The organism is Segatella sp. (genome assembly GCF_977051555.1).
Genome location: NZ_CDRSSE010000010.1, coordinates 25,577 through 50,287, shown reverse-complemented (window position 1 = coordinate 50,287; position 24,711 = coordinate 25,577). Strand labels below are relative to the sequence as shown.

Below are 24,711 nucleotides of genomic sequence, written 5' to 3'. Positions count from 1 at the left end.
TTTAAGTAAAAATGTTCTGTTCCCCCGATTTTTTTTTAAGTAAAAATGTTCTATTCCCCCGTAATTTTGTATTCTAGAGATTGCTAAACTATATTGATATAAAATACAAAAAGTCCGTGAGCATTCATTTGTCCACGGACTTTTTAAAATTATCTTATTCTTATAAATGTCTTACGCCTTGAAGCTTTCCAAATCTTCTGCCTTGAAGTTCTGGATGTATGCTGAATGGCCGAGAACTTCCTCCTCTGCCATGCGAACATAAACATTGGCACTCTTGGCAAACATCTCTGGAGCCTTGGTTGCATCGTCGAGGATGAGGAGAGACATTACGATGTCGCCTGTCATGTTGTAGAGACGGCGAGCCAAGAAGTCGTGAACTGCCTGATCGTTGGCTTCCTTCACCTTGTTGATGGCAGCCTCGTAAAGATCTACGAGCTTAGCTACACGCTCCTTCAATGCCTTCAGATCATCTGATACCTCGCTCTCCAACATCTCCTTGATGATGCTGAGATAAGTACCGTTGGTGATGTAGCGGATAGCTGCTACTACCTGAAGCTGAGTGGTACCCTCGTAGATAGAGAAGATGCGGGCATCACGGAACAGGCGCTGGCACTTGTACTCCATGATGAAACCTGAACCACCGTGGATGCTGATAGCATCGTATGCATTCTGGTTAGCATACTCTGAGTTCATACCCTTTGCCAATGGAGTGAACGCATCAGCAAGACGGGTGTATTTCTTCATCTCCTGACGCTCCTCTGGAGTGAGCTTAGTGTCGCGGGCGATGTCTTCCAAAGCCTTGTAGATATCTACGTAGCGAGCGCAGCAGTAAAGGAGTGAACGGCCTGCATCCAACTTAGCCTTCATTCTTGAAAGCATGTCGTATACGGCTGGGAAGTTGATGATCTTCTCACCAAACTGAGCACGCTCCTTGGCATAAGCCAAGCCCTCGTTATAAGCCTCCTGCTCAACACCTACACTCTGAGCTGCGATACCCAGACGGGCACCGTTCATCAGAGCCATCACGTACTTGATCAAACCGAGACGGGTATTACCGCAAAGCTCTGCCTTGGCATTCTTGTAAACCAACTCGCAGGTAGGAGAACCGTGGATACCCAACTTGTGCTCGATGTGACGAACGGTTACGCCACCATCGCGCTTGTCGTAGATGAACATGGAAAGACCACGACCGTCCTTGGTGCCTTCCTCTGAACGAGCCAGAACCAAGTGGATGTCTGAGTCACCATTGGTGATGAAACGCTTCACACCATTCAGACGCCATGTGCCGTCCTCGTCCTGTGTAGCCTTTAACATCACGCGCTGCAAGTCTGAACCTGCATCAGGCTCAGTCAAGTCCATACTCATGGTTTCGCCTGCGCAGATGCGAGGAATGTACTTCTGGCGCTGCTCCTCAGAACCGAACTCATAAAGAGTATCGATACAGCTCTGGAGAGACCAGATGTTCTGGAAACCAGCATCAGCAGCAGCGATGATCTCTGAAGCCATAGAGAAGATGGCGTTAGGCAGGTTCAAACCGCCGTAACGACGAGGCATAGACAAGCCCCAGAGGCCAGCCTTGCGGGTAGCATCGAGGTTCTCGAATGTCTTGCTGGCATAAATCATGCGGCCGTTCTCCAAGTGTGGACCTTCGAGGTCAACATCCTCAGAGTTTGGTTCGATGATGTTAGCAGCTACATCGCCGGTAATATCCAGCAATCGCTTGTAGTTCTCGATGGCATCCTCGTAGTTTACTGGAGCATCTTCAAACTGGTCTTTCTCAGCGTAGTTGCGCTCCTTCAAGTCAACAACACGCTTCATCAATGGGTGATTGAGATGAAATTCAATCTCAGGGTGATCACTATAGTAATTAGCCATTTTACTTTTCTTATTTAAATAATGTGTAATGCAGATTACTTAGAATTCTGCTTGTAGTACTTGATGAGCTTAGGAACCACATCCTCAACATTGCCGTTGATAACGTAGTCGGCAATCTTGTTGATTGGGGCATCAGGGTCGTTGTTCACAGAGATGATGATGCCTGAATCCTGCATACCGGCGATGTGCTGAATCTGACCAGAGATTCCGCAGGCGATATAAACCTTAGGATGAACGGTAACACCCGTCTGACCAATCTGACGGTCGTGATCTACCCAACCTGCATCTACGGCAGCACGTGAAGCACCTACCTCACCATGGAGGAGATGAGCCAACTCGAAGAGCTGGTCGAAACCTTCCTTGCTTCCTACGCCATAACCACCGGCTACGACGATGGCAGAACCCTTCAGGTTGTGCTTGGCAGCCTCAACGTGGTGGTCGAGTACCTTTACTACGAAGTCCTCGGCAGGAACATACTTGCTTACCTCTGGATAAACAACTTCCTTCTTGCACTCATCCTCGTAGATGCTCTTCTGCATTACGCCAGAGCGGACAGTAGCCATCTGTGGACGGTGGTCTGGGTTGACGATGGTAGCCACGATGTTACCACCGAAAGCAGGACGAATCTGATAGAGCAGACCCTCATAGTGCTTGCCACTCTTCTTGTCATCGTAATCACCGATTTCGAGCTCAGTACAGTCTGCAGTCAAACCGCTGGTGAGGGAAGAAGAAACACGAGGACCGAGGTCGCGACCGATAACGGTGGCACCCATCAGTGCAATCTGAGGCTTCTCCTCCTTGAAGAGGTTGACGAGAATGTCGGTATGAGGAGCTGAAGTGTATGGGAACAATCCCTCAGCATCGAAAACAAATAATTTATCTACACCATAAGGGAGAATCTGATCCTCTACCTGGCCCTTGATGCCAGTACCTGCCACGATGGCATGGAGCTCCACGCCCTGCTGGTTAGCGAGCTTACGACCCTTGGTGAGCAATTCCTGAGATACTTCGGCAACGGTTGTGCCTTCTACCTCGCAATATACAAATACGTTGTTCATTGTCTTTTCAAATTTATCCGATAATACTTTCGTCCAACAATTCCTTCATCAGTCCGTCGATGTCCTCATCGCTGCTGGTCAAGGTCTTGCTCTCCTTTGCCTGGAACACGATGTTCTTCACAGCCTTCACCTTGGTAGGTGAACCGCTCAAACCGCACTGTGCAGGGTCGCCGTCAACATCGGCAACGCTCCACTGGTTCAGAGTGAGGTAAGGGCGCTCCTCATAGAGATTAGCCCAAGGCTCATCACCCTTGCGCTCCATAGGGCAGGTAGCGTATTTATATTTCATCACGAGCTTCACGTTGCATGGGCGACATGGAGCTGCACTTCCGTTTACAGTGATAACCAATGGCAATGGAGCCTCAACAGTCTCCACACCACCATCAATGAGACGGCGGATAGTAGCCTTGCCATCCTCTACCTTGAGGATTTCCTCAGCGTAGGTTACCTGGTTCAATCCCAACTTCTGAGCCACCTGTGGACCTACCTGAGCTGTATCACCATCGATAGCCTGGCGACCACCAATCACGATGTCAACGTCACCAATCTTCTGGATACCAGTAGCAAGGGCATAAGAAGTAGCCAGTGTATCAGCACCGGCAAAGAGACGGTCGGTAAGCAACCAACCCGTATCAGCACCACGATAAAGACCCTGGCGGATGATTTCGCCAGCACGTGGAGGACCCATAGTCAAAATACCAACTGTAGAACCTGGATTCTGCTCTTTCAAACGGAGAGCCTGCTCCAATGCGTTCAAATCTTCAGGATTGAAGATTGCAGGAAGGGCAGCGCGATTTACTGTGCCTTCGGCGGTCATCGCATCCTTACCCACATTTCTTGTGTCAGGTACTTGCTTGGCAAGTACTACGATTTTTAAACTCATATTTTTAAAAATGGTTATTGTTATAATTTCCTAAGTTTGTTAGTGCTCAGTACTCAAGTTGTACGTCGTCTAGTGCGATTGTCAGACTTGCTATCGTCTAATAAGTTACTGTCCAATGTTCAATTTGGGACAAAACACGTGGCAAAAGTAACACTTTTTTATGGCTTACGCAAATATTTTATAAAAAAAATGCACATTTGGTCTTGCTTTGTGCGCAAAACGCAAGAAATGTGCAAGTTTTTTAGAACGTCCGTACTTAACTTTGCTGACTTATTCAAAACTCTTGAGTCGAGCGATATATTTGCCCAGAATGTCGAATTCGATATTCACTACCGTTCCCACTTCGACATCGCAGAAGTTGGTATTCTCTCTGGTATAAGGAATGATGGCAACGGTAAATGTGTTGTCTGTAGGATCACAGACGGTGAGCGAAACGCCGTTAACGGTAACGCTGCCCTTGTCGACCGTGAAATAGCCTTTTCTAGCCATTTCCTTGTTGAGCTCATATTCGAAAGTAAAATAAGTAGAGCCATCTGCGTCTTTCATTGCGATACATTTGGCAGTCTCGTCCACGTGTCCCTGTACGATATGACCATCCAGACGGCCGTTCATCACCATAGAACGTTCTACGTTCACCTTGTCGCCCACCTTGAGCAGTCCCAGATTGCTGCGGTCCAGGGTTTCCTTCATGGCGGTAACGGTATAGGTACCGTCCTTGATTTCCACCACGGTGAGGCAGACGCCGTTGTGCGCCACACTCTGGTCGATGCCGAGTTCATCTACGAAAGAGCACTTCAACGTAAAGTCGATGTTCTCCTTATCCTGCTTAATCGCCACTACGGTGGCCATTTCTTCTACGATTCCGCTAAACATATATTCTATTTTTATTTGGTTTCATTATTATTTAGAATGCAAAGATATTGCATTAGCTAGAAACAGCCAAATTATTTAAGTTCTTTTGATAAAATAAGCAAGATATATTTGTTTAATTGCCATATTTTTTATATTTTTGCACATTATAATATATGCACATGATAAATGTGATATACATGTCTTTCCAAAACTCCACCGAATATGAAGAATAATGAAACCCAAATGTCGCAAAACAATGACTTCGATGGTCTTGTAGCCCATATTCAGCAAACGCAAGATGTATTGCAGAACAATGCTCGCTTAGTGATTAATCGCCACGTCACAGCCAAGGCTTGGTTGACGGGCTATTATATTGTGGAGTATGAGCAGAAGGGAGCTGATAGAGCTAAGTATGGTGAGCAACTTTTGAAGAAGTTGGCAGAGAAGTTGAAAGACAAGAAGACTTTCAGCTATAGAAGCCTAAATATTTATCGAAAGTTTTATTTGACCTATCCTGCGTTGAATGACCAAATTAAGCATTTTGTTTTGTCTTTGCCGTCAATTGTGCAGACAGTGTCTGCACAATTCCAACTGTCTGTTAGTCAGAATGTAGGAAAAATGCAGACGGTGTCTGCCAAATTGCCAATAGCGACGTTGGTTGATAAAGAAATACAGACAAAGCCTGAATTGTTATTCAATAAAATGTCCTTTTCGCATCTGTCGCTATTGCTTTCTATTACTGACCCTCTGGAGCGTGCTTTCTACGAGACGATGGCAATTCGTGGCACTTGGAGTGTTAGAGAATTGCAACGCCAGATTGATTCCAACTATTATTTCCGCAGTGGATGGAGTCAAAAGCCTGAAGCGTTGGCGAAGTTGGTGGAAGGCAAGGCTGAGACAGATACGCTCGCCCTTGACATCAAGTCTCCATTTACCTTTGAATTTTTGGGTTTACAAGCCAAGGATGTAGTGGAAGAGTCTGACTTGGAGACAGCCCTCATCACCCATCTTCAAGACTTTATCTTGGAGCTTGGTATGGGCTTCTGTTTTGAGGAGCGTCAGAAGAAAATGTTGATTGACGACCGCTATTTCAAGGCAGACCTTGTCTTCTATCATAGGATATTGAAACGCCATGTCATCATCGAATTGAAAGCGAATCGTTTGAACTATGCCGATGCCGCCCAACTCCACCTGTATCTTGCTTACTATCGAAAGAATATCATGCTGCCAGATGATAACCCACCAATCGGTATTCTCCTTTGCTCGGAAGTAGGACAGGAAATGGCAGAGTATTCTTTGCTTGATTTGGATGAGAGTGTGTTTATCTCCAAGTATCAACTCAATGTGCCTTCAAAGGAACGAATGACAGAGTTCTTGCGTAAGGAAAATGAGGGACTATATAATAAGGTATAGGAGCAGCAAAATTAGATAACACAGTTTAGGTAACAATAAAAACATTTGAAGACAATGGAAATCAAGGAAGGATATATGCCCTTCATGGGCTATCAAACATATTATCGTATCGTAGGTAAAACAGAGGAGGGTAAGAGCCCTATCATCCTCTTGCATGGTGGACCAGGCAGTACCCACAACTATTTCGAGCTATTGGATAGGGTAGCGGAATCAGGTAGAGCTGTCATCATGTACGACCAGTTGGGCTGTGGCAACTCATTTGTGGAGGGACATCCCGAACTCTGGACTCCTGAGACTTGGCTCAACGAACTCTGTGTGCTCATCGACTATCTCCACATCGACCATTTTCATCTCTTGGGACAGTCGTGGGGTGGCATGCTCGCCATCATCTATCTGATAGAGAAGCAAGCAAAGGGCGTGAAGTCAGCCATCCTCAGCAGCACTCTTTCGAGCAGCAAGCTTTGGGCAAGTGAGCAACATCGCATGATTAAGTTTATGTCGGAGGAAGACCAGCGTGCCATCGCTGAGGCTGAGGCGAAGGATGACTTTTCGAGCGAGGCGTATGCCAAGGCGAATGAACACTTCATGCTCCTGCATTGTGCCGGTGAGGTGACGGAGGATAGTCCAGAGTGTCTTCGCCGGAAGAAGCGTGCTGGTGCTGAGGCTTATCTCCATGGTTGGGGACCAAATGAATACACTCCTACTGGTACGCTCCGTGATTATGATTACACCGACAGACTGGGCGAAATCCAAGTGCCTTGCTTGGTGATGAGTGGCACCAACGACCTCTGTACTCCATTGGTAGCAAAGACACTTTATGATGGTATCCAAGATTCCAAGTGGCATCTCTTCGTAGGAGCCCGACACATGCCATTTGCCGAGCAAAACGATGAATATTGCAAGGTGTTGGAAGAATGGATGGAGGAGAAAGAGGGAAAGTGATTTGGCACTTTCCCCTTTTATTTCATGATTCCATTGTCAGTATCAGAGAGGTTGACTCTCTTTTTGTCCAATTGATTGGATAAAATAAGCATAAAACCGTCCAATTGATTGGATGAAATTAATGGAAAAAGTGCTGATAGTGGTGCCAAAAGTGCTTTAAAAAACGACTTTTGGCACCACTATCGGCACTTTTATAGAGAAACTATTGTTTCTTGAGAGTTAAGTTGGGTTCAATTCCATTGATACCAAGTCCTAAAATATCGGTTACTTCTCTACATCCACAATCACAATGCTGGTTAGTTGAACAATCATTGCAGAAGGTAGGTTGATAAGAGCGGGATGTAAATTTGTTCCAATAATCTGTATCCTTAATCCAAGGTTCTTCGCATACATTTCCTACGATGTGAGGAGAATGATTGCAGGTTCTTATTTGTCCTGCTGGATCAATAACGAAGAATCCTTTTGCCGCAGCGCATAAATACCCTACATGTATTCTTTTGTATGAATTAGCAGAAGCTATGATGCACTTTGGTATTTCTGTACCCACATTTCCATAGCGATTAGCTAGTGTTAGTACTTCTTCTGCAGTATCAAGCATTCCGTTGATTTGCTCTGTGGAAAGGCAAAGTTCATTCATATATTTCAAACCACGTCCACCAGGCAGAAAACGGTTGAGAAGAATATCGGATGCACCATTGATGATGGCAAGCGATATGGTCTCGAACAATTCATAATAGTTCTTTCTCGTAACAGTAATGTTTGCTGTGCATTCTAAGCCGATTTCTTTAGCTTTCGAAAAGCATTCTAACACATAATCTGCATTAGCAACTCCTGTATGCTCTTCAAATGATTGGTAGCCAGGAAGGCTCATGCTAAGATGAACATTCATTTCCTTGAAGAATTTGAGATGTTCTTCATTCATGAGTCTTCCATTGGAGATGAGTATGATGGGATAATCTATTTTCCTCTGATTACCAATTGTTCTGATGTGCCTTATGATTTCATGAAGGTCTTCTCTTAGCAATGCTTCTCCGCCAGACAAAGAAAATGTCTTTACTCCATAGTCGTATAGTTTTTCTATTACCCATTTCCATTGAGTGGTGGATAGTTCCTTTCCTAATGGATATGAAGAGTTAGGCGCATACCAAGGGCATGAGCAAAACAAGCAATGGTGATTGCATTTATATGTCAATTCCAAAGCAACAGATTTTGGAAGAATGGGTATGCTATTCTTCATTGCTATCATTTTCTTTTATTCCTATTCCTGTCATTCTCTTGATAGTATCTTGCTCATCCATGATGCTATGGTAGCGGTCATAACTATCTTCAAAATAAGACTCTCCTTTTAAGAATGCCAATACGGCTTGATAGTCATAAAGTGATTCCATATCAGTTATAGCTTGATGATAGTCTTTATCGCTTTTTGCCTTGAAGCAGAAAAGATGGTACGCATTTTCCTCACAGATATCATCTTCGGAAGTAAATGGTAAATCGAAAAACTCTGCTTCTTCCTTCGCTTCTAGGGCGCATGAACCACATATTACTTCAAGAGACGCATCATATCCCAAATCTTTTATCTCTTTGATGATGGAGTTGAACATTTCTTCATCACTGTGGAAAGCTTGATAGGTCAATGGACGATGGCAATGTTGGCATATTGTGGAAAAACTATCTATCATCGAAGGTTCATAGCACATGGCTCCCATGTGATTTGCCAGATACGTTGGCAGCTTTTGAGCAGCTAGTTCCTTTAGCTGCTCAATAAGCTCTTCTCTGTTTAATGAATGTTTCATATTTCCTTCCTATTTAAATTGCGTAATTCTAGTGCGTTGGTTGCATGATGATGCATAGCATCTTTTCCTGATGCTTTTGCATATCTTCAGCATTCCACTCGTATCCAAATTCACGCTTGATACCATTTTTAATGCCTTCATCATAATTGTCTTGACACATCTGTAGCATGATTCTAAATTTCAAGGAAGCCACGCTTACTTGATTTGATTTGGAATCAAGATAACGATTCTTCTTATCTATAGGATTCCAGTTGGAGCCAGAACTATTGGCATCGGAACCAATCATGGCAAAATTGCCAAAGCAGTTTATCTCTTCTGATGTGATAGGCTTATCTTCTCCAGCTTTTGCCTGAGGATAGTAATGCTCAAGGCTTTTGCGAGTTCGAGAGAAATAGAAATTGTCAAATGTATCAAGGCCAAAGTCGCTGCATCCCAAGGCGGTAAAGAATTCAATTCTAGCTTTTGAACCTTTCTTGGCTCTGTTTCCTCGCAATTCTTCTGCGTATTTCTTCCACAATCTATAGTCGGTATAGTTGAATACAAAGAGAGGTATATTGCTTGAACCTTTGGGATAGACATCATCGAAGGGACGATCCACATTTTCCAATTCAACACTCTGTTTGCCATTTCGAATGATGGTTTCATCGAAACTATTTGGCTTTGGCTGGTTTCTTTCATTCAGTTTGTTTGCATCCAAATATACATCGAAGAAGTACTTGTCTGCTAAATTTCTCACGAACTTCAAATAGTTATCTTCATTCCAGTCCTGGAATAGGTGCAACAAGCAGTAGAAGAGATAGTTCTTGCGTTGCTTGGCTGTAAATGCCACCTCAAACATAGATAAAAGATGAACCAACTCTCTTTGTTTAGACTTGTCATTGTCAATCAAATCTGCCATGTAGGCAGACTTGCCCTTCTTGCAGTAATATTGTAGTTTCCAAGGATTCTCAATGGCTTTATCTTCACCATTTATGTGGTGCACCATGTAGTTGTCGAGATAATATTTTGCCAATAGCAGGTTATAGGCAAACTGCTTGACAAATTCTGGAGTGAGCTTGACTTTGTCAAACTCATTGATAAGTTCCTTGTCATCGAGTGTGAAGTCTGATGGATTAAAATCTTTCTCTTGCATTCTTGTAATTTTGAGAACAATCAACAGAAAATTTGGAAAATCAATGATTGGTTGGAACGAATCGTTATAGTCAATTTCGCTCACCTCCTTTTCCTTTTTTACAGGAATATCGAGTAGTTTTTCTATTGTCTTCATCCCAAAGGAGTTGTCTAATTGTTGTGGCGCAATAGGAAAATCGTCAAATCTCTCCAACTTGAAGTTGCTCATATCTTTACCGAATATCTCAGTCATGTTAGGTAACTTTTGTTGGATATAGAAACTCATATCGCTACAAGCCTCCCAAATTTTGCAGAACTTTTCCATCGCTTTATTGTCATTCTTCAGTTGATCACTCAATTTGGCTTTTACAATTTCATGCTTTTCAAGTTGCTCGCCACGAGAGTTCATTACTTCAAAATAATGATTCAACTCAACATCCTTAGGCACACGATAATGTATGATATGCACATGGTTCAAAAAATACTCCTTGAATTTGTCCATATCAACTTGATTTTCACCTACTATTTCCTTTAGTGCTTCTTTGGCAAAGTTATAGCCATTCTTTATGCCAAGGTCATATTCCTCCCCAAAATCAGAATCTTTTACTTCCTTATTTTTCTCAAACTTAGACATGACTTCTATGGTTTGAGTAGAAGCTTTGCGTGAGGAATATGCAAGTTTGTTGGTAACCTTCTCGCCCATAGCAGTGAGGATAATGTATATTGTAGTAAGACGTTGTTGTCCGTCTATAACCTCGAATACATTCTCGTCACGTTTAAAGGTTACAAGTGTTCCGATATAGTATATAGGCTTGTCTATGACCATGGAGTCATAGATATCCTTTATTAATGCAGAAATCTCATCTCGTTCCCAGGCGTAATTACGCTGATAGATGGGAATTTTGTAGTAGGTAACTGTTCCACTATTGACATAATAGATGTCTTTTACAGAACATTCTTTCAGAATATGTGATAAATCTTTCATGCTTGTCATTATTTATAAAATCCATTTTCCTTGAAGAAATAGAGGTAATTGCAAGAAATTTCATTCTCATCTTTGGCATCTATATTTTTGCTAGTACTGCTGCTTTCAAGTACTCTACCGTCATATATGTCTCCGATTGATAGAGAACATAATTTGTCGGCAAGGGCACTGAGAAGGGATGTTGGGGAATCTTGTCGAGCAATTAATTGGTACATGTTAAAGCCATTGATGATACCAAATTTGTTGCTTTCGCCCATAATGTAATTCTGCGCAGACAACCAGCCCAAATTTCTATATTGTGCTCTCAGAGAGTAAGCCCAAATGAAGGCATAGACTACGAATTGCTCAAATTGTGCCAGATCTTCCTTGGATGGGTAAGTTTCAGGGCAGAACCGATCTACGTAAAGCAAGACTGATGTGTCAAACAGCAAACGTGCTATGCCATTCCCCGTTCCTCGCTTGAAATATTTATCGAGAGTCTTTACAATCTCATTGTCGTTGATGTAAAAACCTTCGTACTTACTATTGTCTTGAATATCTTTCAAGATGTTATAGTAATGTTTGGTATATTCGAAAAAAGGCTTACCTGCAATGATTGGTGTATTCAATTGGAAAGCGTTGATGTTACGTATGCCTGATACAAATGGCATTGCAGATGAATTTACCATGTCGGCATAGCAATATGCTGCCTTGAAGAACTGGGCATAAGGAGTTTTGGCATAACGAGTAATGCCCTTGAACATTTGAATGTTATGTTCATTGAGTACATTAGCTTTGTTACCATTTACCCATTCCTTGATGCGATAGAGATAGTTGCCAAAAATATTAGCCAAGTTGCTTTGGGAGACTTGTTCCCATCCTTTGACAATTTTTTCTGTTTCTTCTTCGCTTACACCTGCCATCTCTCGTAGATGATATGCCTTCAACAAGTCGTGAGGGTAGAGAGCCTTGCCACGAGCATTTTGAGAATCGAAGAATTGGAAAGCTTCTGATATATCTTTTGTAATTACAACAATCAGTTCGCAATTATTTTCAATATACCCTTTCAATCTTTCTTTTTCCTTCTCGTGCTCATCATTTTTATCTTCAGACTTCTTACCTATGCGGCGACACAAAGCCTGATAATTGTTTGGAATATTACGACAGTTATGCTCATTGTTGTAAACTGACTGCTGTAAGAAACTGATATTCTTATCGCCTAATGCAGTTAATAATAGAGAGAATGTGATGGTACGTTGCTGCCCATCTACAATGTCATAACGGTCTCCTTTTTGCTGGTGCAAGATGAGAGTGCCTACTCTATACTTTTCTTTGTTGCTATTCATCGCTTCGATGATGTCATCAAGCAATTGGATGGCATTGCGTGCTGTCCATTTATATGGTCGCTGATAGATAGGGATGTTGAGGCTAACATCTTCTATGGGCTTATCACCATTCGTTATCTTCTGGCGAAGAAGTAAATCACCGATGGTTGTTATTGATAATGTTAAGTTGCTCATTGTATATTATATTTTTTGTGACATAGTTACCAACATGGTTACCGACATAGTTACTATTGCTCTGTTACTAGCTCTGTTACCAGCTCTGTTACTGTTTTTGTTACTTTAGAAAATAGATAGGCGCATGGGGAGTGCCTTCCTTCACCATGATACCCTTTTCGCAGAAATGGTTGAGCCACTTCTGTGCCATGTAAGGAGTCAAGCCAAAGAGGATGCGCAGGATGCGAGTGGTGATATAGCGGTTCTCTTGGAGATACTCCTTGATTTTCGCCAATAGCTTTTCCTCAGAGTATTTTGTAGATTGGTTGGAATAACGAGAGCGTACAAAGTGGACGTTGCGCTGTACTTCCTCCATTAGCTTACCTTCTGGTCGGAAGTTGATGCCGGTGATGCGTATTTCCTTGCCCGTAATCTTCTTGTCTGGATTCTCCTCTGGCATCTCTAGGCTAGCCGACATGGAGAAGTAGCCTATCTCTGGGATATAAAAGCGGCGTCCCATGGAGAATTCTTCTACCAAAAGGTCATGAAGCTCTGCCAACACCGCAGCCACATCTCCCTTGGTGAGTGAGCAGCGGCTCTGGATTTTCTCTTGCAGTTGCTTCTCGGTCATAGGTTCATGCTGCACGATACGAACGTATTGGCGCTTTTCTCCTGTGCCCTGGGCATTGTTGAGCATGTAAATGTCGTATTTCAGTTCCATATTTCTTGTTGTTTGATGGTTCGTTGTTTTCTATATTCTTTGTCTTCTATGAAAGATGATGCAAATATATATAATAATGTGATAACTTGTATCTTTTGGTGTAAACTATTAGGTTTATTTAAACATTGGTATATGTCATGTGATTATACGGCATTTTATGATAAGTGTCGTATAATCACATGACAAATGTCACGCAATCGTTATAATTGCTTTCTTGCATCTTTATAATTGCTTCCTTGCATCATATAAGTCACAACATTGTTGCTATCCATCTCACCCTTGGCAATTCGCAGGGGGAGGTATGTGATGAGGCTGAGACTATCTATTACACCTTCGGACCTGAGAAGGCGCAGGAAATGGGGTTCAGTGGATGCAAGGTAGAAGGTGAATAAAAGGCGTTTTTCAAGAAACTCTCATTTAGAATGAGTGGTTTTGCTCATTTTTACTCATTCTGAATGAGTAAAAATGATAGAAATTACTCATCGAGTAGTTATCGTAGGATTGTAAATGCTGTAGATGTTCTCTGGCTTCTCATTCATGTCGGCATTGAAATTTACCTCTATTGGGGATGCGCTAATTTGAAGCAAAAATGCCATCTCCATCAAAACTGATAGAGGTGGCATTAGGTTCTATGCAGTATCTCCTTTCTTACATCACATATGTATTAAATGAATGTGACTGAAAGTTGAGATTTTTATAATTTATTGTTCATATACTTTTTGATAAAGCGACCCACATGATTCTCTTGTAGAGTTGTTGGGAGGGCTTTGAATATTTTCTTTTGATTCGAAGAACCTTTTATCAAATGCTGATAGAACAGATAGCAGATGATGCCAGGAGAATGGATATTGCTGAGTGCGTAAGCCGTATACTTGCGCTCGTCCCATCCATCACGGTTCTTGCTTTCCTCTTCCACCCACTGCTTATAGAAACTTGATCCTGTGAGGCTGTAGTAACCATTGTGTACGCTTAGCTCTGCTATCTCTCCTGGTACAAAAGGAATGTCTATCCATGCCGAGCAGATGGTTCCATCTTTCATCAGTGCTCTCACTCTTCCAAAGGTAATGTCCTTCAGGTCGTGCTTGTATGAGAAGTTAGTGCCGTTGGTAGCCACAAGGATGGGTTCTACATACATATCTGTTTCGTCTTTATAACAGATAAAATAGCCACGGTCCCAAAGTTCAGGGTCACGCTTGCCAATAATCTCAAAGTTGCCTTTCAGGTTGGTCTGAGCATCTTTAAGCATCTTGGTCAACTGCTCATTAGGCACTTCTTTTTCTTCTTTAGTCTCTTCTTTAGGAGCTGCCTTTTCGTTTATGGTGTCTTTTGGGATTATTAAATCGCCTGTATATTGTGTGGCTTTATACGTTTGCTGGTTTATTTCATTTGCTACGTGGTGCTTGTTTAAAGGAGCTTTTCCTTCTACGATGCAGATGTTTCCTTCATAGCCTTTTTCGTTAACCCAACCATTCTCTATGATATGGCCCCATTCTATGGCACAGACTCTGCGCATGCCAGAGTGACCCATTTGTTGGCGATTGATAAGGACGCTATATGCCGAGAAATTTCCAACCATAATAAGGTCGTTGCCTACAGATATGTCAAAGTTCATCCATGTTTTAAGTGGGTTGTTGTTTCCATCTACCATATAGTAAAAGTCAGTTACAGGCTGATTGCAATCTTTTTGAAAAGCCTTGTTGATTCTGTCCAGTTCCTTGAGAAACTTGTCTTTCTTGAGAGTTTTAAAGCGATATTTTTTCCAACTCCATTGTGCTGTGTCACCAACCTCATTTTTTGCTCCTGATTGATTCATGGTGAACGCCTTGTTGCTTACCAATTTCTCCAAAGCCTCTTTGAAATAAGACTTTTGTGCCTGTGCTCCCATTGATGAGAACATCATGAGTAATAAATATATGACATACTTTTTCATGTTCTTTGTTCTTTAATGTTTATACCTTATTATATATACTTTCTTTAGAGTTTTACGGTGATTCGCCGTATTTGTTGGCGGTCATCCTCACTTTGCACGGCATTGCATGTAGTGGCTTGAACCTCTGCTGTCTGCATTTTGAAAAGATGCTCTTTGGGCAAGGTTGACATAGGGAAGAGTACCGGACCTTTTTCTTCGGTGTCTGGCATGTCATCTCCAAACTCAGCTTTAGGCTTAGCCTCCCTTTTGGGAGCATTGAGCTTGGCGAAAGTCTTTTTCTTCTTGTAAGTCTTGCCCTCTGCTGCGACAGCCATTTCTGCTGCTTTTTCCTTTTCTGTCGTCAAATTCTTTTCTTGTGTCATCGCTTTTTGCATCGGCTGTGTAGCCTTTCTCACAGCCATTATCGCATTGCCCGACGCAGAAGTGGTATCCTTGGGTGGTTGCAGGATGATAGCGATGATGCCAGCCACGCATGCTGCGCAAATCCATGGAAAGATACGCAAGGTGCGATGGCTGACCAAGCTCTTCCTTGCCTTCTCCATTACTTGTTGCTTGGTTTGAGAGGAGGCATGGAAATCACATTGAGGTTGGAGCAGTTGCTCTATATCCTCAAATCCTTTGTCATTATGGGTGTTCATTTGATCTTTCATATACTTTTTTCCTTTCTGAGTCGTTGTTGGATATGTTGGATGGCATAGCGATAGCGAGATTTCACGGTAGCTTCTGGTATCTCCTCCAGTTCGGCTATCTCCCGGAACGTCAAGTTGTCGTAACATTTCATTCTTACGATTTCCGCTTGCTCCTGTGGAATATCTTCCAGCAGTTTTGATATTCTGAGAAATTCCTCGTGTATTTGTTTGTCACCATTGCTGTTAGGTATGCTTGCCGCTTCATTGATAGCAATGATTTGCGGACGTTTTTTGCGCAAGTAGTCTCGGCATGCGTTGCTAACAGAGCGAATGATGTAGCGGTCCAACTCTTCCACTTGTTGCCCTTCTTTCAGTTTCTTGAAAGCTGCAAGCAGCACCTCTTGCACAATATCTTCTGCATCCTCACGTTGCCCGATTCGAATATAGGCAAAACGAAATAGCCAGTCTTGCCGATTGTCGACAAGACTCTCCAGTTGTTTTATGAGTTTTGGGTTGTCTATATTCATTCGTTTCTTGTTTTTATGTTTCTAACTTTACTCATATAAACGTATATTTCTCAAAAAAGATTTAAAAAATACTCTTTTTTTTCATTTATTTGTTACTATTGTGATTGTTTATGTAAAAATGAATGCTACGAAGTATGGAACATAAGAAGATAGTGATAGTTTGCGTAAAAAGAATAGGCACGCATCCTTTCGTGGGTGCGTGCCTATACCTTTTATTATATTGCTACCTTTAAATCACCTTGATACTCTTTTTTCCTCCTCTTCCATCAATCACGATTTTCTCGAAGACGATGGCTGGGTCGTTAGGAGTGAGGGTGAGGGTGTGGATGCTATCGGATGAGGCTGGCAGCTCTAGCTCTATCACCTTGTCCACGATGCGAGTGGCTATCGTTGGATAATAGATATTGTAGATGTTCTCCGGCTTCTCGTTCAAATCTTTGTTGAAGTTAACCTCTACAGGAGAAGCGCCATCTAAACTTACACCATAGGTTAAGCCGCCCTTGTTGAGATAATCCAAGGTTGATTTGGTAATCACATGAATGCGAATCTTCTGCTTGCCATTAAATGCCTTGCCATCCGAAGTTTTGCTAACTTGCATCTTAAACTTGTAAGTGATGCTGGCTCCCTTTACACTCTTGGTATACGGCATCAGAGTCATTGCCGATACGCTTTTGCCCATGAATGGAATCTCTGTCCATTTTGCCTCGGCAGCATCCGTCTTGCTGCTATAGTAAGGAGCTTCGATTTCTACCACGCCGTTGTTTTCGCAGATAATCACTCCATCCTTGGAGGTTATCCGGAAGAGCTCCGGACAGGTATCCTTCTCGAAATCATCATTCCAACTCTTATAGCCGATATGCTTCTGGGTCATCATTCCGTTCCACTTGCCGCCAGCCATCTTATGATTGTAATAGTCGCAGATGAGGGAATCGCGCTTGAAGAGACGCTCGCATTCATCAGCCCATACATTCGCTTTCGGATTGCCCTGCTTGTAGAGGGCGTTGTTCTGTGCCTGGGCAAAGTACATCTGGTGCAGATTGCTCATCATCTCGATAGGGAAGAGGATAATCTGACGATAGGCGTCGTGATAGGATGCCGGCAGACAGTTGTACTGGCGCAGCGCATCGGCTTCGAGCTGCAGATACTGATTTACTACCTCCTGCCATTCTCCGTTTTCCAGACTGTAGGTGTTCTTGTCGAGCATCTCAGGGGTGCAGCGGCCGTTGTACTTGCAGATGAGGTTAAGAATGCGGGCTGCTTCATCGGCCTGCGATTCACCAAACTGCTGTGCGCACCAGTCGCGGGTATGACGGGTGATGTTGTTTACATCGTATTTACGTGGATTCCAAGCCATGTCCATAAACTGGCTGATAGGATATTCCATCGGCTTGAGGTCGCCAACATTGAGAATCCAGAGACGGTCAATGCCATTCTCGTAAGCAAGCGTCAACTGCTCCCAAGGATTCTGCACAGGAGTAACGTTGAGCATCTTTGAGTTTCTTGGAGCACCTACGTAATCTACGTGATAGTATAAGCCCCAACCGCCTTTGTGCTTGCGTTCCTTGGCATTCGGCACACGGCGCACGTTACCCCAGTTGTCATCGCAGAGCAGGAGGGTTACGTCATCAGGCACCTTCATGCGCTTGTCGTAGTAATCCAATACCTCTTTATATAGTGCCCAAACCTGTGGGGTTTCGCTAGCCTTTCTGCCGGTTACGTCAGCGATTATCTTACGCTGGTCGTTGATGATGTTGGTCATCAGCTTTGTATCAGCCTCTGCGCTCATCGCCTCATCGCCGTCGCCACGCATTCCGATGGTTACAATCTGTTCAGTTCCCTTCATGCGCTCTATTCCCTCATGGAAGAACTTCTGCAGGTTAGCCTTGTTTTTCTGGTAGTTCCAAGGTCCCCATCCTTTTCGGTTGCGGGCGTATTCCTGATGGTTGCGTGCCATCGGCTCATGATGGGAGGTGCTCATCACTACGCCCATCTCATCTGCCGTCTTCTCGTTTTCAGGGTCATCGGCATAGAAAGCCCAGCCCCACATGGCAGGCCACATCATATTACCTCTCAGTCGTAATACCAGTTCGAAGACGCGCTGGTAGAAACGGTGGTCGCCATACTCGGTGCCGTAGGTGTTCTTTACCCACGAGGTTAGGCAAGGCGCCTCGTCGTTGAGGAAGATGCCGCGATAACGTACGGCTGGTTCGCCATCTGTATAGATTCCCTTGTTTACGAAGATGGAATCGTGGTGCTCTACAGGTACGTCTGCCCAGTCATACCAAGGCGATACGCCCATCTGCTGCGAGAGTTCGTAGATGCCATAGATGGTGCCTCGGCGGTCGCTGCCTGCGATGACGAGCTGACCATCTATGAGCGTGATGATAAACTTTTCCCGTTTTCCCTTCAGCAGATTTCCGTTGATGCGTTTCTGTTTAACCAGTTGGTCGATGGCTGTAGAATGGCCTATGGTACCTACTAAGATAGTTGGTCGGGCAGTGTCGGCTTTTTTCAGAAAACCGGCATCTGAGGTGAGGGTGGCTGTGGTTCCACTCACGTTTTTGATATCTTTCAGCAGGGCATGAGCAGCATAGCTCACTCCCTTGCAGTCGTTGGCATCCATGTAGATTTCTACACGGTTGTTGGCATTCAGCAGCAAGTCTCCTTGCTTGAAATCTACAAATCTGTCGGCTGCGCTCATGTTGATTGTTGAGAGCAGGGCAGCGCTTGCCAGGAATGTTCGCTTGATGTTGTTTAGTTTCATGTTTAATTATCTTGTTGTTATTTTATCCGATTGTCAGCAATGTGTTCTTGCCGGTTGCAAAGGTAGCTAAAACTATCCGAATATACTTTATTTTCTGTAACCTTTAGTTTTTAATTTGTTTCATTTTTACTTTTCTGTCCGTTTCTCTTTGTGTTTTCAAAGAAAAATAGTAATTTTGCATAGTAAAAACAGAAAAATAAGAATATATATAATGATAGACAGACCGACGATAGCAAAAATTATGGATGCCACCAAGATAGAAGAGGTGGTATCTGAGTTTGTTACGCTCAAGAAGCGTGGCATCAATTATGTCGGCTTGTGTCCTTTTCATAACGATTCCAATCCATCTTTCTCCGTATCTCCAACAAGAGGTATCTGTCATTGCTTTACTTGCGGAAAGGGAGGCAATGCAATCAACTTTCTGATGGAGCTGGAACAGATGACCTATCCCGATGCCCTTCGCTGGCTCGCCAAAAAATATAAAATAGAAATCCAGGAGCGTGAACTGACCAACGAAGAGAAACAGCGCGAGAGCGAAAGAGAATCCATGTTTATCGTCAACGATTGGGCGGCGAAATATTTCCAGGAAATTCTCCTGCATGATGTGGATGGCATCGCTATCGGTATGGCCTATTTCCGAGGAAGAGGTTTCAGAGATGATATCATCCGGAAATTCCAGTTGGGTTTTGCGCTCCCTAAGCGTACTGCTCTTGCTGAAGCGGCTAAGGCGGCTGGCTATAATCCGAAATATCTGGTTGATACAGGACTCTGCTTCAAGGTGGATAAGGACGAAGCTGGCAATAAGTCGGGGGAGGATAAGATTCTTGACCGTTTCTCGGGCAGAGCCATCTTCCCTTGGTTCAGCGTGAGTGGCAAGGTGGTGGCTTTTGGCGGACGAGTGCTCGACAGCAGAACCAAGGGCATCAGCCAGAAATATGTCAACTCGCCTGATAGCGTTATCTATCATAAGGAACGCGAACTCTATGGACTCTATCAGGCCAAGAAGGCGATAGCCAAGGAGGATTGTGTCTTTATGGTGGAAGGATACACCGATGTGATTTCGATGCACCAGTGCGGTATCGAAAATGTAGTGGCCAACTCGGGTACGGCGCTGAGCGTGCATCAGATCAGACTGCTGCACCGCTTTACCAGTAACATTGTTCTCCTCTATGATGGCGATAAAGCGGGTATTCATGCTGCGCTGCGTGGTACCGATATGCTGCTAGAAGAAGAGATGAACGTAAAGGTGCTCTTTCTTCCTGGCGGCAATGACCCTGACAGTTTCGCCCGCAGTCATTCGGCAGAGGAATTCAGAAGATATATTCAGGAGAATCAGACCGACTTCATACAGTTTAAGACCGATATTCTGCTACGTGGTGTGACAGATCCTGTAAAGCGAAGTCAGGCTATCAATTCGATAGTAGAGAGCATCTCGAAAATCAAGAATCAGATAACGCGCGCTTCTTATATTACCGACTGTTCTCACCGTTTGGGCGTGAACGAGGCAATTATCGTGAATGCCTTGAACAATTTTGTGCGCAACGGTATGAGTGAACAGGTAAAAGCGGAGCGACGTGCTGCGGGATTGAAAGATTCGCCTGTAGCGGCAGCGCAGCAGGCGCAATCGGCTATGAGAGCGGTTACCCCACTGGATAAACTCCTGGAGGTAGAAGGACTTCTGGTACAGTTGATTATTCATCATGGCGACCAGCCTATCACGGTACAGGATGTAGACGGCAATGATGTGGAGGTAGCTGTTGCCCAGTATATCAGTCTTGATTTGGGCGGAGATGGCTTTAAGTTTCATAATGATTTATATAATCAGATTATGCAGGAGGCTGTGGAGCATCTTGAAAAAGAAGATGATTTTGTGGCAGAAACTTATTTTGCCAATCATCCGAATCCGGAAATCAGTAGGTTGGCAGGTTTGCCTACAGGTGCCCAGGAGGTATCTACGGCCAGTCTGCAGATGAAGATGAGTGCCGATAAACTCCGCCAGTTTGTCTTTAAGGACATCTTGAGCTTCCGCACTCATTATATTGCTCAGCGTATTATAGAGGTACAGCAGGAGTTTGCCAAGAATCCGACCAATCGTGAACTGCTGCAGGAGTTTATGAAACTCAAGCAGATGAACACGCTTCTGGCGAGTCAGGCAAACAATATCTTCAATTAACCGGAGCTCCTGTCCTGTGGGGAGAAACTCTGTAAAGAAGTATTAGAGATAAAAAAGGAGAAACGCTATATGATTTATTTTCACTGGATATATCTGTTGCTTTATGTCGTGATAACCGTTCCGGCTATCATCACCGTCTTGATGGACAACCGTCAGCCCGCCAAGACGATGGCATGGATATTGGTGTTCTTCTTCATCCCTTTTATAGGCATTATCTTCTATTTTTTCTTCGGACAGAACACCCGCAAGGAGCGGCTTATCAGCGACCGTAGCATGGACCAGCTCACCAAGCGATCCATGCTCGAATTCGTAGAGCAGGAGAATCTTCACCTGCCCGACAGCAATAAACCTCTGATGAATCTCTTTGCCAACCAGAGTTGGGCGCTGCCTTTTAAAGACAATCAGGTGGATATTTATACCGATGGCTATGATTTCTTCCTTACCTTATTATATAATATAGGACAGGCAAAGCATCATATTCATCTCGATACCTATATTTTCGAAGCCGATGCTTTGGGGTATCTGATAGCCGATGCTTTGATAGATAAGGCGGAGCAGGGAGTAGAGGTGCGACTGATTTATGATGATGTTGGCTGCTGGAAGGTGAAGGATGAATTCTTCGAACGTATGCGTGATGCAGGCATAGATGTACATTCGTTCATGCCAGTCCGCTTTCCGGCTTTTACGAGTAAGGTAAACTATCGTAACCACCGCAAACTCTGTGTCATAGATGGTAAGGTAGGCTTTATTGGCGGCATGAATATCGCTCTGCGCTATGTGAAGGGTGATAAGAAACAGGCTTGGCGCGATACGCATCTCCGTATTGAGGGCGGTGGCGTTTACGCCATCCAGCGAGCCTTTCTGGTAGACTGGTATTTTGTAGACCGTACGTTGGTTACTAATCGCCAGTATTATCCGCCAGTCAGTGCGCATATCCGCAACAATTGTCTCGTACAGATTGTTACGAGCAGTCCTATCAGTCCTTGGCCTGACATCATGCAGGGTTATGTCCGCATCCTGCTTCAGGCACGGAAGTATGTGTATATGGAAACGCCTTATTTCCTGCCAACCGAACCTGTATTGTTTGCCATGCGAACAGCAGCTTTGGCGGGTGTGGATATCCGTCTGATGTTGCCTCGTCATGCCGATGCTAAACTGGTAGAGTGGGCATCACGTTCGTATGTGATGGAGGCGATAGAGGCTGGCGTAAAGGTTTATCTCTATACGGCAGGCTTTAATCATAGTAAATTGCTGGTGAGTGATGATAATCTCTGTACGATAGGCAGTACGAATATCGATTTCCGAAGTTTTGAGAATAATTTCGAAGCGAATGCGTTCTTCTTTGATGAGGGGATGGCGCAGCGCGTGAAGGCTGTCTATCTGCGGGATGAGGCGAAGAGCATCCTGGTAGATGATGTATCTTATTTCGTAAAACGTCCGTTCCTGCAGCGCCTTTTCGAGAGTACGGTAAGATTACTCTCGCCGCTACTGTAAAGGAGGGGGAGTGAAGAGAAGTGAAGGGAAGTGAAGGGGAAGTTAAAGGACAACAGTTTTCTGGTGTAAAACGTAGAGCATTTGTCCCTTAACTTCCTCTTAACTCCCCTCTAACTTCCCTTAACTTCCCTACTATTATCTGAATATCGAGAAGTTCACGCTTCCGTAACTTCTGTGTTCCAGGAATCGTGGATGCTCGGAGAAATCATAGTCTTTGCCATGCTCAAAGACGAAAATACCTCCTTCGTTAAGATAGTCGCCATTCAGAACGAGGTCTGGAATCTGCGGCAACTCCTTCAGAGCGTATGGAGGATCAGCAAAGATAAAGTCAAACTTCTGCTTGCAGGTCTTCAGAAAACGGAATACATCACCACGAATCAGAATATCCTTGTCTTCGCCTAACTTCTGAAAACATTGGCGGATGAAGTTGGCATGGTCGCGGTCTGCTTCTACGCTGATTACACGGCTGCAGCCTCGTGATACCAGTTCGAGCGAAATGCTGCCCGTACCGGCAAAGAGGTCGAGGGCAGAGGTATCTTCGAAATCAATATATCCCTGAAGAACATTAAAGATGTTCTCCTTTGCAAAATCTGTTGTCGGGCGCGCCTTAAACGAACGTGGAATGTCGAAATGGCGTCCCTTATATTGTCCTGTTATGATTCTCATTTGTTTTAATGTTGAATGTTGAACTTTATGATTAGCTATTCAGTTGAATTCTTAACTATCAACTTTTAACTATCAACTTTTAACTCTTGTCTTACTTACTTAGGTACAGCGCCATCAAATCGAATGGCAGACCTTTAATCTCTGTGATGGGCGCACGGTTGAATTCGGCGGCAGGATTCAGAATGAAGGTCTTCTTGATATAGAGTTTCGTGTTGTAGAGGAACCAGTCTTTATCCGGCACATTGCCTGATACATGCAACTCATCCTGCATCTGGTTGAATCCTAACTGCTTCCATACATAGAGAATGAAATAGAGGGCATCCTTGGCATGCTCGGCATTGAACGAGTTGAAGAATTTGAAACGGTTCTTCTCGAAACCGAAAACATCCAGTTTCTTGTCGTGGAAATAAACATAGAGCTTGCGGTGAATGCCGGTGAAACTGCGATGATGCAGATAGTGCCACATCGGTTGCATGATAGGTGTGAAGCGGACATCCTTGAAGTTGTCTTCTACCACCATCTTCAAATCCTTGTTGATAGGGAATATCGCTACCGCATTCAGTTCCGGCTGCACTCTGTAGAGAATGGCATCGCTATTATGACTGTTGAAGGCATGCTGATAGAGCACATCGATATCCTCTTCATGAAATTCTTCGATAGGAACCAGCAGGATAGGCGAATCTAGATATACGCGTACCTTCTGGTATCCCCGTTGCAGGAGAGTACTCTCCTTAAAAGCCTGACGCAAGTTGGCTGCCATCGAAACACCACTCTTTACCGTATAAGGTTCATAGATGAGCTGATGCTCAGCTTCACGGTCAACTACCGAAAAGCTGAGGGTGTTTCTGCTCACGCGGATGGTGAGTCGTGCTTGCTGAATGTTGTTACCTTTTATTTGCATATCTGTTACCAATTACCTGCGTTGTTATTATCTGTCGTTAAATCGCCTATCTTGAGTCCGGGATAGTTGCCGGCATAGTTAGCCTCCTCTATCTTCTGCTGGATGGATCCTTCATCGAGTCCGTCAAGATAGGATTCATATTCTGCCCCGCATTCCATCACCGGAATCTGCTTGCCGCTTTTTCCTACGATAACCGTGGCAGCGAGTGTAAACTTCTTACCGTCGGCATAAGGAATGTATTGGGCATCTTCCGGTAAGTACTTGCCTTTTACCAGTGTCGGGAAATCGCCTGTATATACGCCGTGTTTCGCCTTGTATTTCTCTTCAGCCTGACGTATCTGCATCAGTTTCTCCTTCACCTCTGCTTCTCTGCTAGCCATGGCTTTCTGGAAGCGGATGGGCTGGCTCACACTCAGAATACAGAGTAGCATCATGATGATGACGCATGCTCCCAAAATATAATTATTCTTTATTCTTTTTCTCATTTCAAAAAGTATTATTACTTTTGCACTGCAAA

At 43.9% G+C, this 24,711-nt stretch carries 21 protein-coding genes; 5 read left to right on the top strand and 16 right to left on the bottom strand.

The genetic code is table 11. The features are described 5' to 3' along the window. Positions 1 to 171: 171 nt before the first annotated feature. From ACWJAO_RS04140 to ACWJAO_RS04125, 4 genes are all read right to left on the bottom strand, one after another. A complete protein-coding gene (locus ACWJAO_RS04140) occupies positions 172 to 1,875 on the bottom strand; it encodes an acyl-CoA dehydrogenase family protein (protein WP_449139351.1) in 1,704 nt (567 codons plus the stop codon). 35 nt (positions 1,876 to 1,910) lie between these two features. Continuing rightward, a complete protein-coding gene (locus tag ACWJAO_RS04135) occupies positions 1,911 to 2,933 on the bottom strand; it encodes an electron transfer flavoprotein subunit alpha/FixB family protein (RefSeq protein WP_449139350.1) in 1,023 nt (340 codons plus the stop codon). 13 nt (positions 2,934 to 2,946) lie between these two features. Then, on the bottom strand, positions 2,947 to 3,816 hold the full coding sequence (locus ACWJAO_RS04130; RefSeq protein ID WP_117663769.1) for an electron transfer flavoprotein subunit beta/FixA family protein: 870 nt from the start codon (positions 3,814 to 3,816) through the stop codon (positions 2,947 to 2,949). A 270-nt stretch (positions 3,817 to 4,086) separates the two neighbouring features. Then, positions 4,087 to 4,689 carry a riboflavin synthase gene (locus tag ACWJAO_RS04125; protein WP_449139349.1) on the bottom strand — a complete coding sequence of 201 codons (603 nt, stop codon included), beginning with the start codon at positions 4,687 to 4,689 and terminating at the stop codon, positions 4,087 to 4,089. Positions 4,690 to 4,890: 201 nt separating this feature from the next. On the opposite strand from ACWJAO_RS04125, the gene ACWJAO_RS04120 reads away from it, so the two are divergent. Next, the gene (locus ACWJAO_RS04120; protein WP_293630136.1) at positions 4,891 to 6,081 is read left to right on the top strand and encodes a PDDEXK nuclease domain-containing protein; all 1,191 of its coding nucleotides are present in this window, start codon (positions 4,891 to 4,893) and stop codon (positions 6,079 to 6,081) included. A gap of 54 nt (positions 6,082 to 6,135) precedes the next feature. Further along, positions 6,136 to 7,023, top strand: a complete 888-nt coding sequence (gene pepI, locus ACWJAO_RS04115; protein ID WP_218417589.1) for a proline iminopeptidase — start codon at positions 6,136 to 6,138, stop codon at positions 7,021 to 7,023. A 202-nt stretch (positions 7,024 to 7,225) separates the two neighbouring features. Here the strand turns inward: pepI and ACWJAO_RS04110 are convergent, their stop codons facing one another. The 5 genes from ACWJAO_RS04110 to ACWJAO_RS04090 form a co-directional block, all read right to left on the bottom strand. After that, a complete protein-coding gene (locus tag ACWJAO_RS04110) occupies positions 7,226 to 8,269 on the bottom strand; it encodes a radical SAM/SPASM domain-containing protein (protein ID WP_449139348.1) in 1,044 nt (347 codons plus the stop codon). Next, positions 8,250 to 8,816: a hypothetical protein gene (locus ACWJAO_RS04105; RefSeq protein ID WP_449139347.1), complete on the bottom strand. Its 567-nt coding sequence runs from the start codon at positions 8,814 to 8,816 to the stop codon at positions 8,250 to 8,252. The genes ACWJAO_RS04110 and ACWJAO_RS04105 overlap by 20 nt, the downstream gene beginning before the upstream one ends. Positions 8,817 to 8,844: 28 nt before the next feature. Then, positions 8,845 to 10,911, bottom strand: a complete 2,067-nt coding sequence (locus ACWJAO_RS04100) for a GmrSD restriction endonuclease domain-containing protein (RefSeq protein ID WP_050758599.1) — start codon at positions 10,909 to 10,911, stop codon at positions 8,845 to 8,847. An 8-nt stretch (positions 10,912 to 10,919) separates the two neighbouring features. Then, complete coding sequence (locus tag ACWJAO_RS04095; RefSeq protein ID WP_449139346.1) at positions 10,920 to 12,410, bottom strand: DUF262 domain-containing protein; 1,491 nt, start codon at positions 12,408 to 12,410, stop codon at positions 10,920 to 10,922. A gap of 100 nt (positions 12,411 to 12,510) precedes the next feature. Then, positions 12,511 to 13,110, bottom strand: coding sequence for an HU family DNA-binding protein (locus ACWJAO_RS04090; RefSeq protein WP_449139345.1), 600 nt, complete (start codon positions 13,108 to 13,110; stop codon positions 12,511 to 12,513). A gap of 236 nt (positions 13,111 to 13,346) precedes the next feature. On the opposite strand from ACWJAO_RS04090, the gene ACWJAO_RS04085 reads away from it, so the two are divergent. Beyond that, entirely contained in the window at positions 13,347 to 13,502 is a 156-nt protein-coding gene (locus ACWJAO_RS04085) for a hypothetical protein (protein ID WP_234563487.1), read from the top strand. Between the two features lie 302 nt (positions 13,503 to 13,804). On the opposite strand, the gene ACWJAO_RS04080 is transcribed toward ACWJAO_RS04085, so the two are convergent. From ACWJAO_RS04080 to ACWJAO_RS04065, 4 genes are all read right to left on the bottom strand, one after another. Continuing rightward, positions 13,805 to 15,040, bottom strand: a complete 1,236-nt coding sequence (locus ACWJAO_RS04080) for a hypothetical protein (protein WP_449139344.1) — start codon at positions 15,038 to 15,040, stop codon at positions 13,805 to 13,807. A gap of 44 nt (positions 15,041 to 15,084) precedes the next feature. Then, on the bottom strand, positions 15,085 to 15,690 hold the full coding sequence (locus ACWJAO_RS04075; protein WP_449139343.1) for a hypothetical protein: 606 nt from the start codon (positions 15,688 to 15,690) through the stop codon (positions 15,085 to 15,087). Further along, positions 15,687 to 16,196, bottom strand: a complete 510-nt coding sequence (locus ACWJAO_RS04070; RefSeq protein WP_233400923.1) for an RNA polymerase sigma factor — start codon at positions 16,194 to 16,196, stop codon at positions 15,687 to 15,689. The genes ACWJAO_RS04075 and ACWJAO_RS04070 overlap by 4 nt, the downstream gene beginning before the upstream one ends. Positions 16,197 to 16,425: 229 nt before the next feature. Further along, the gene (locus tag ACWJAO_RS04065) at positions 16,426 to 18,960 is read right to left on the bottom strand and encodes a glycosyl hydrolase 115 family protein (RefSeq protein WP_449139342.1); all 2,535 of its coding nucleotides are present in this window, start codon (positions 18,958 to 18,960) and stop codon (positions 16,426 to 16,428) included. A gap of 211 nt (positions 18,961 to 19,171) precedes the next feature. Between ACWJAO_RS04065 and dnaG the strand changes: the two genes are divergently transcribed. Both dnaG and cls read left to right on the top strand, forming a co-directional pair. Beyond that, positions 19,172 to 21,133, top strand: a complete 1,962-nt coding sequence (gene dnaG / locus ACWJAO_RS04060) for a DNA primase (RefSeq protein WP_449139341.1) — start codon at positions 19,172 to 19,174, stop codon at positions 21,131 to 21,133. A 69-nt stretch (positions 21,134 to 21,202) separates the two neighbouring features. Then, positions 21,203 to 22,627, top strand: a complete 1,425-nt coding sequence (cls, locus tag ACWJAO_RS04055) for a cardiolipin synthase (protein WP_449139340.1) — start codon at positions 21,203 to 21,205, stop codon at positions 22,625 to 22,627. Between the two features lie 135 nt (positions 22,628 to 22,762). Here the strand turns inward: cls and rsmD are convergent, their stop codons facing one another. From rsmD to ACWJAO_RS04040, 3 genes are read right to left on the bottom strand one after another with little or no spacing between them, the layout of a single operon-like run. Then, a complete protein-coding gene (gene rsmD / locus ACWJAO_RS04050; protein ID WP_449139379.1) occupies positions 22,763 to 23,332 on the bottom strand; it encodes a 16S rRNA (guanine(966)-N(2))-methyltransferase RsmD in 570 nt (189 codons plus the stop codon). Positions 23,333 to 23,384: 52 nt separating this feature from the next. Next, on the bottom strand, positions 23,385 to 24,194 hold the full coding sequence (locus ACWJAO_RS04045) for a DUF3822 family protein (RefSeq protein WP_449139339.1): 810 nt from the start codon (positions 24,192 to 24,194) through the stop codon (positions 23,385 to 23,387). 5 nt (positions 24,195 to 24,199) lie between these two features. Continuing rightward, entirely contained in the window at positions 24,200 to 24,679 is a 480-nt protein-coding gene (locus ACWJAO_RS04040) for a hypothetical protein (RefSeq protein WP_449139338.1), read from the bottom strand. Positions 24,680 to 24,711 lie beyond the last annotated feature (32 nt).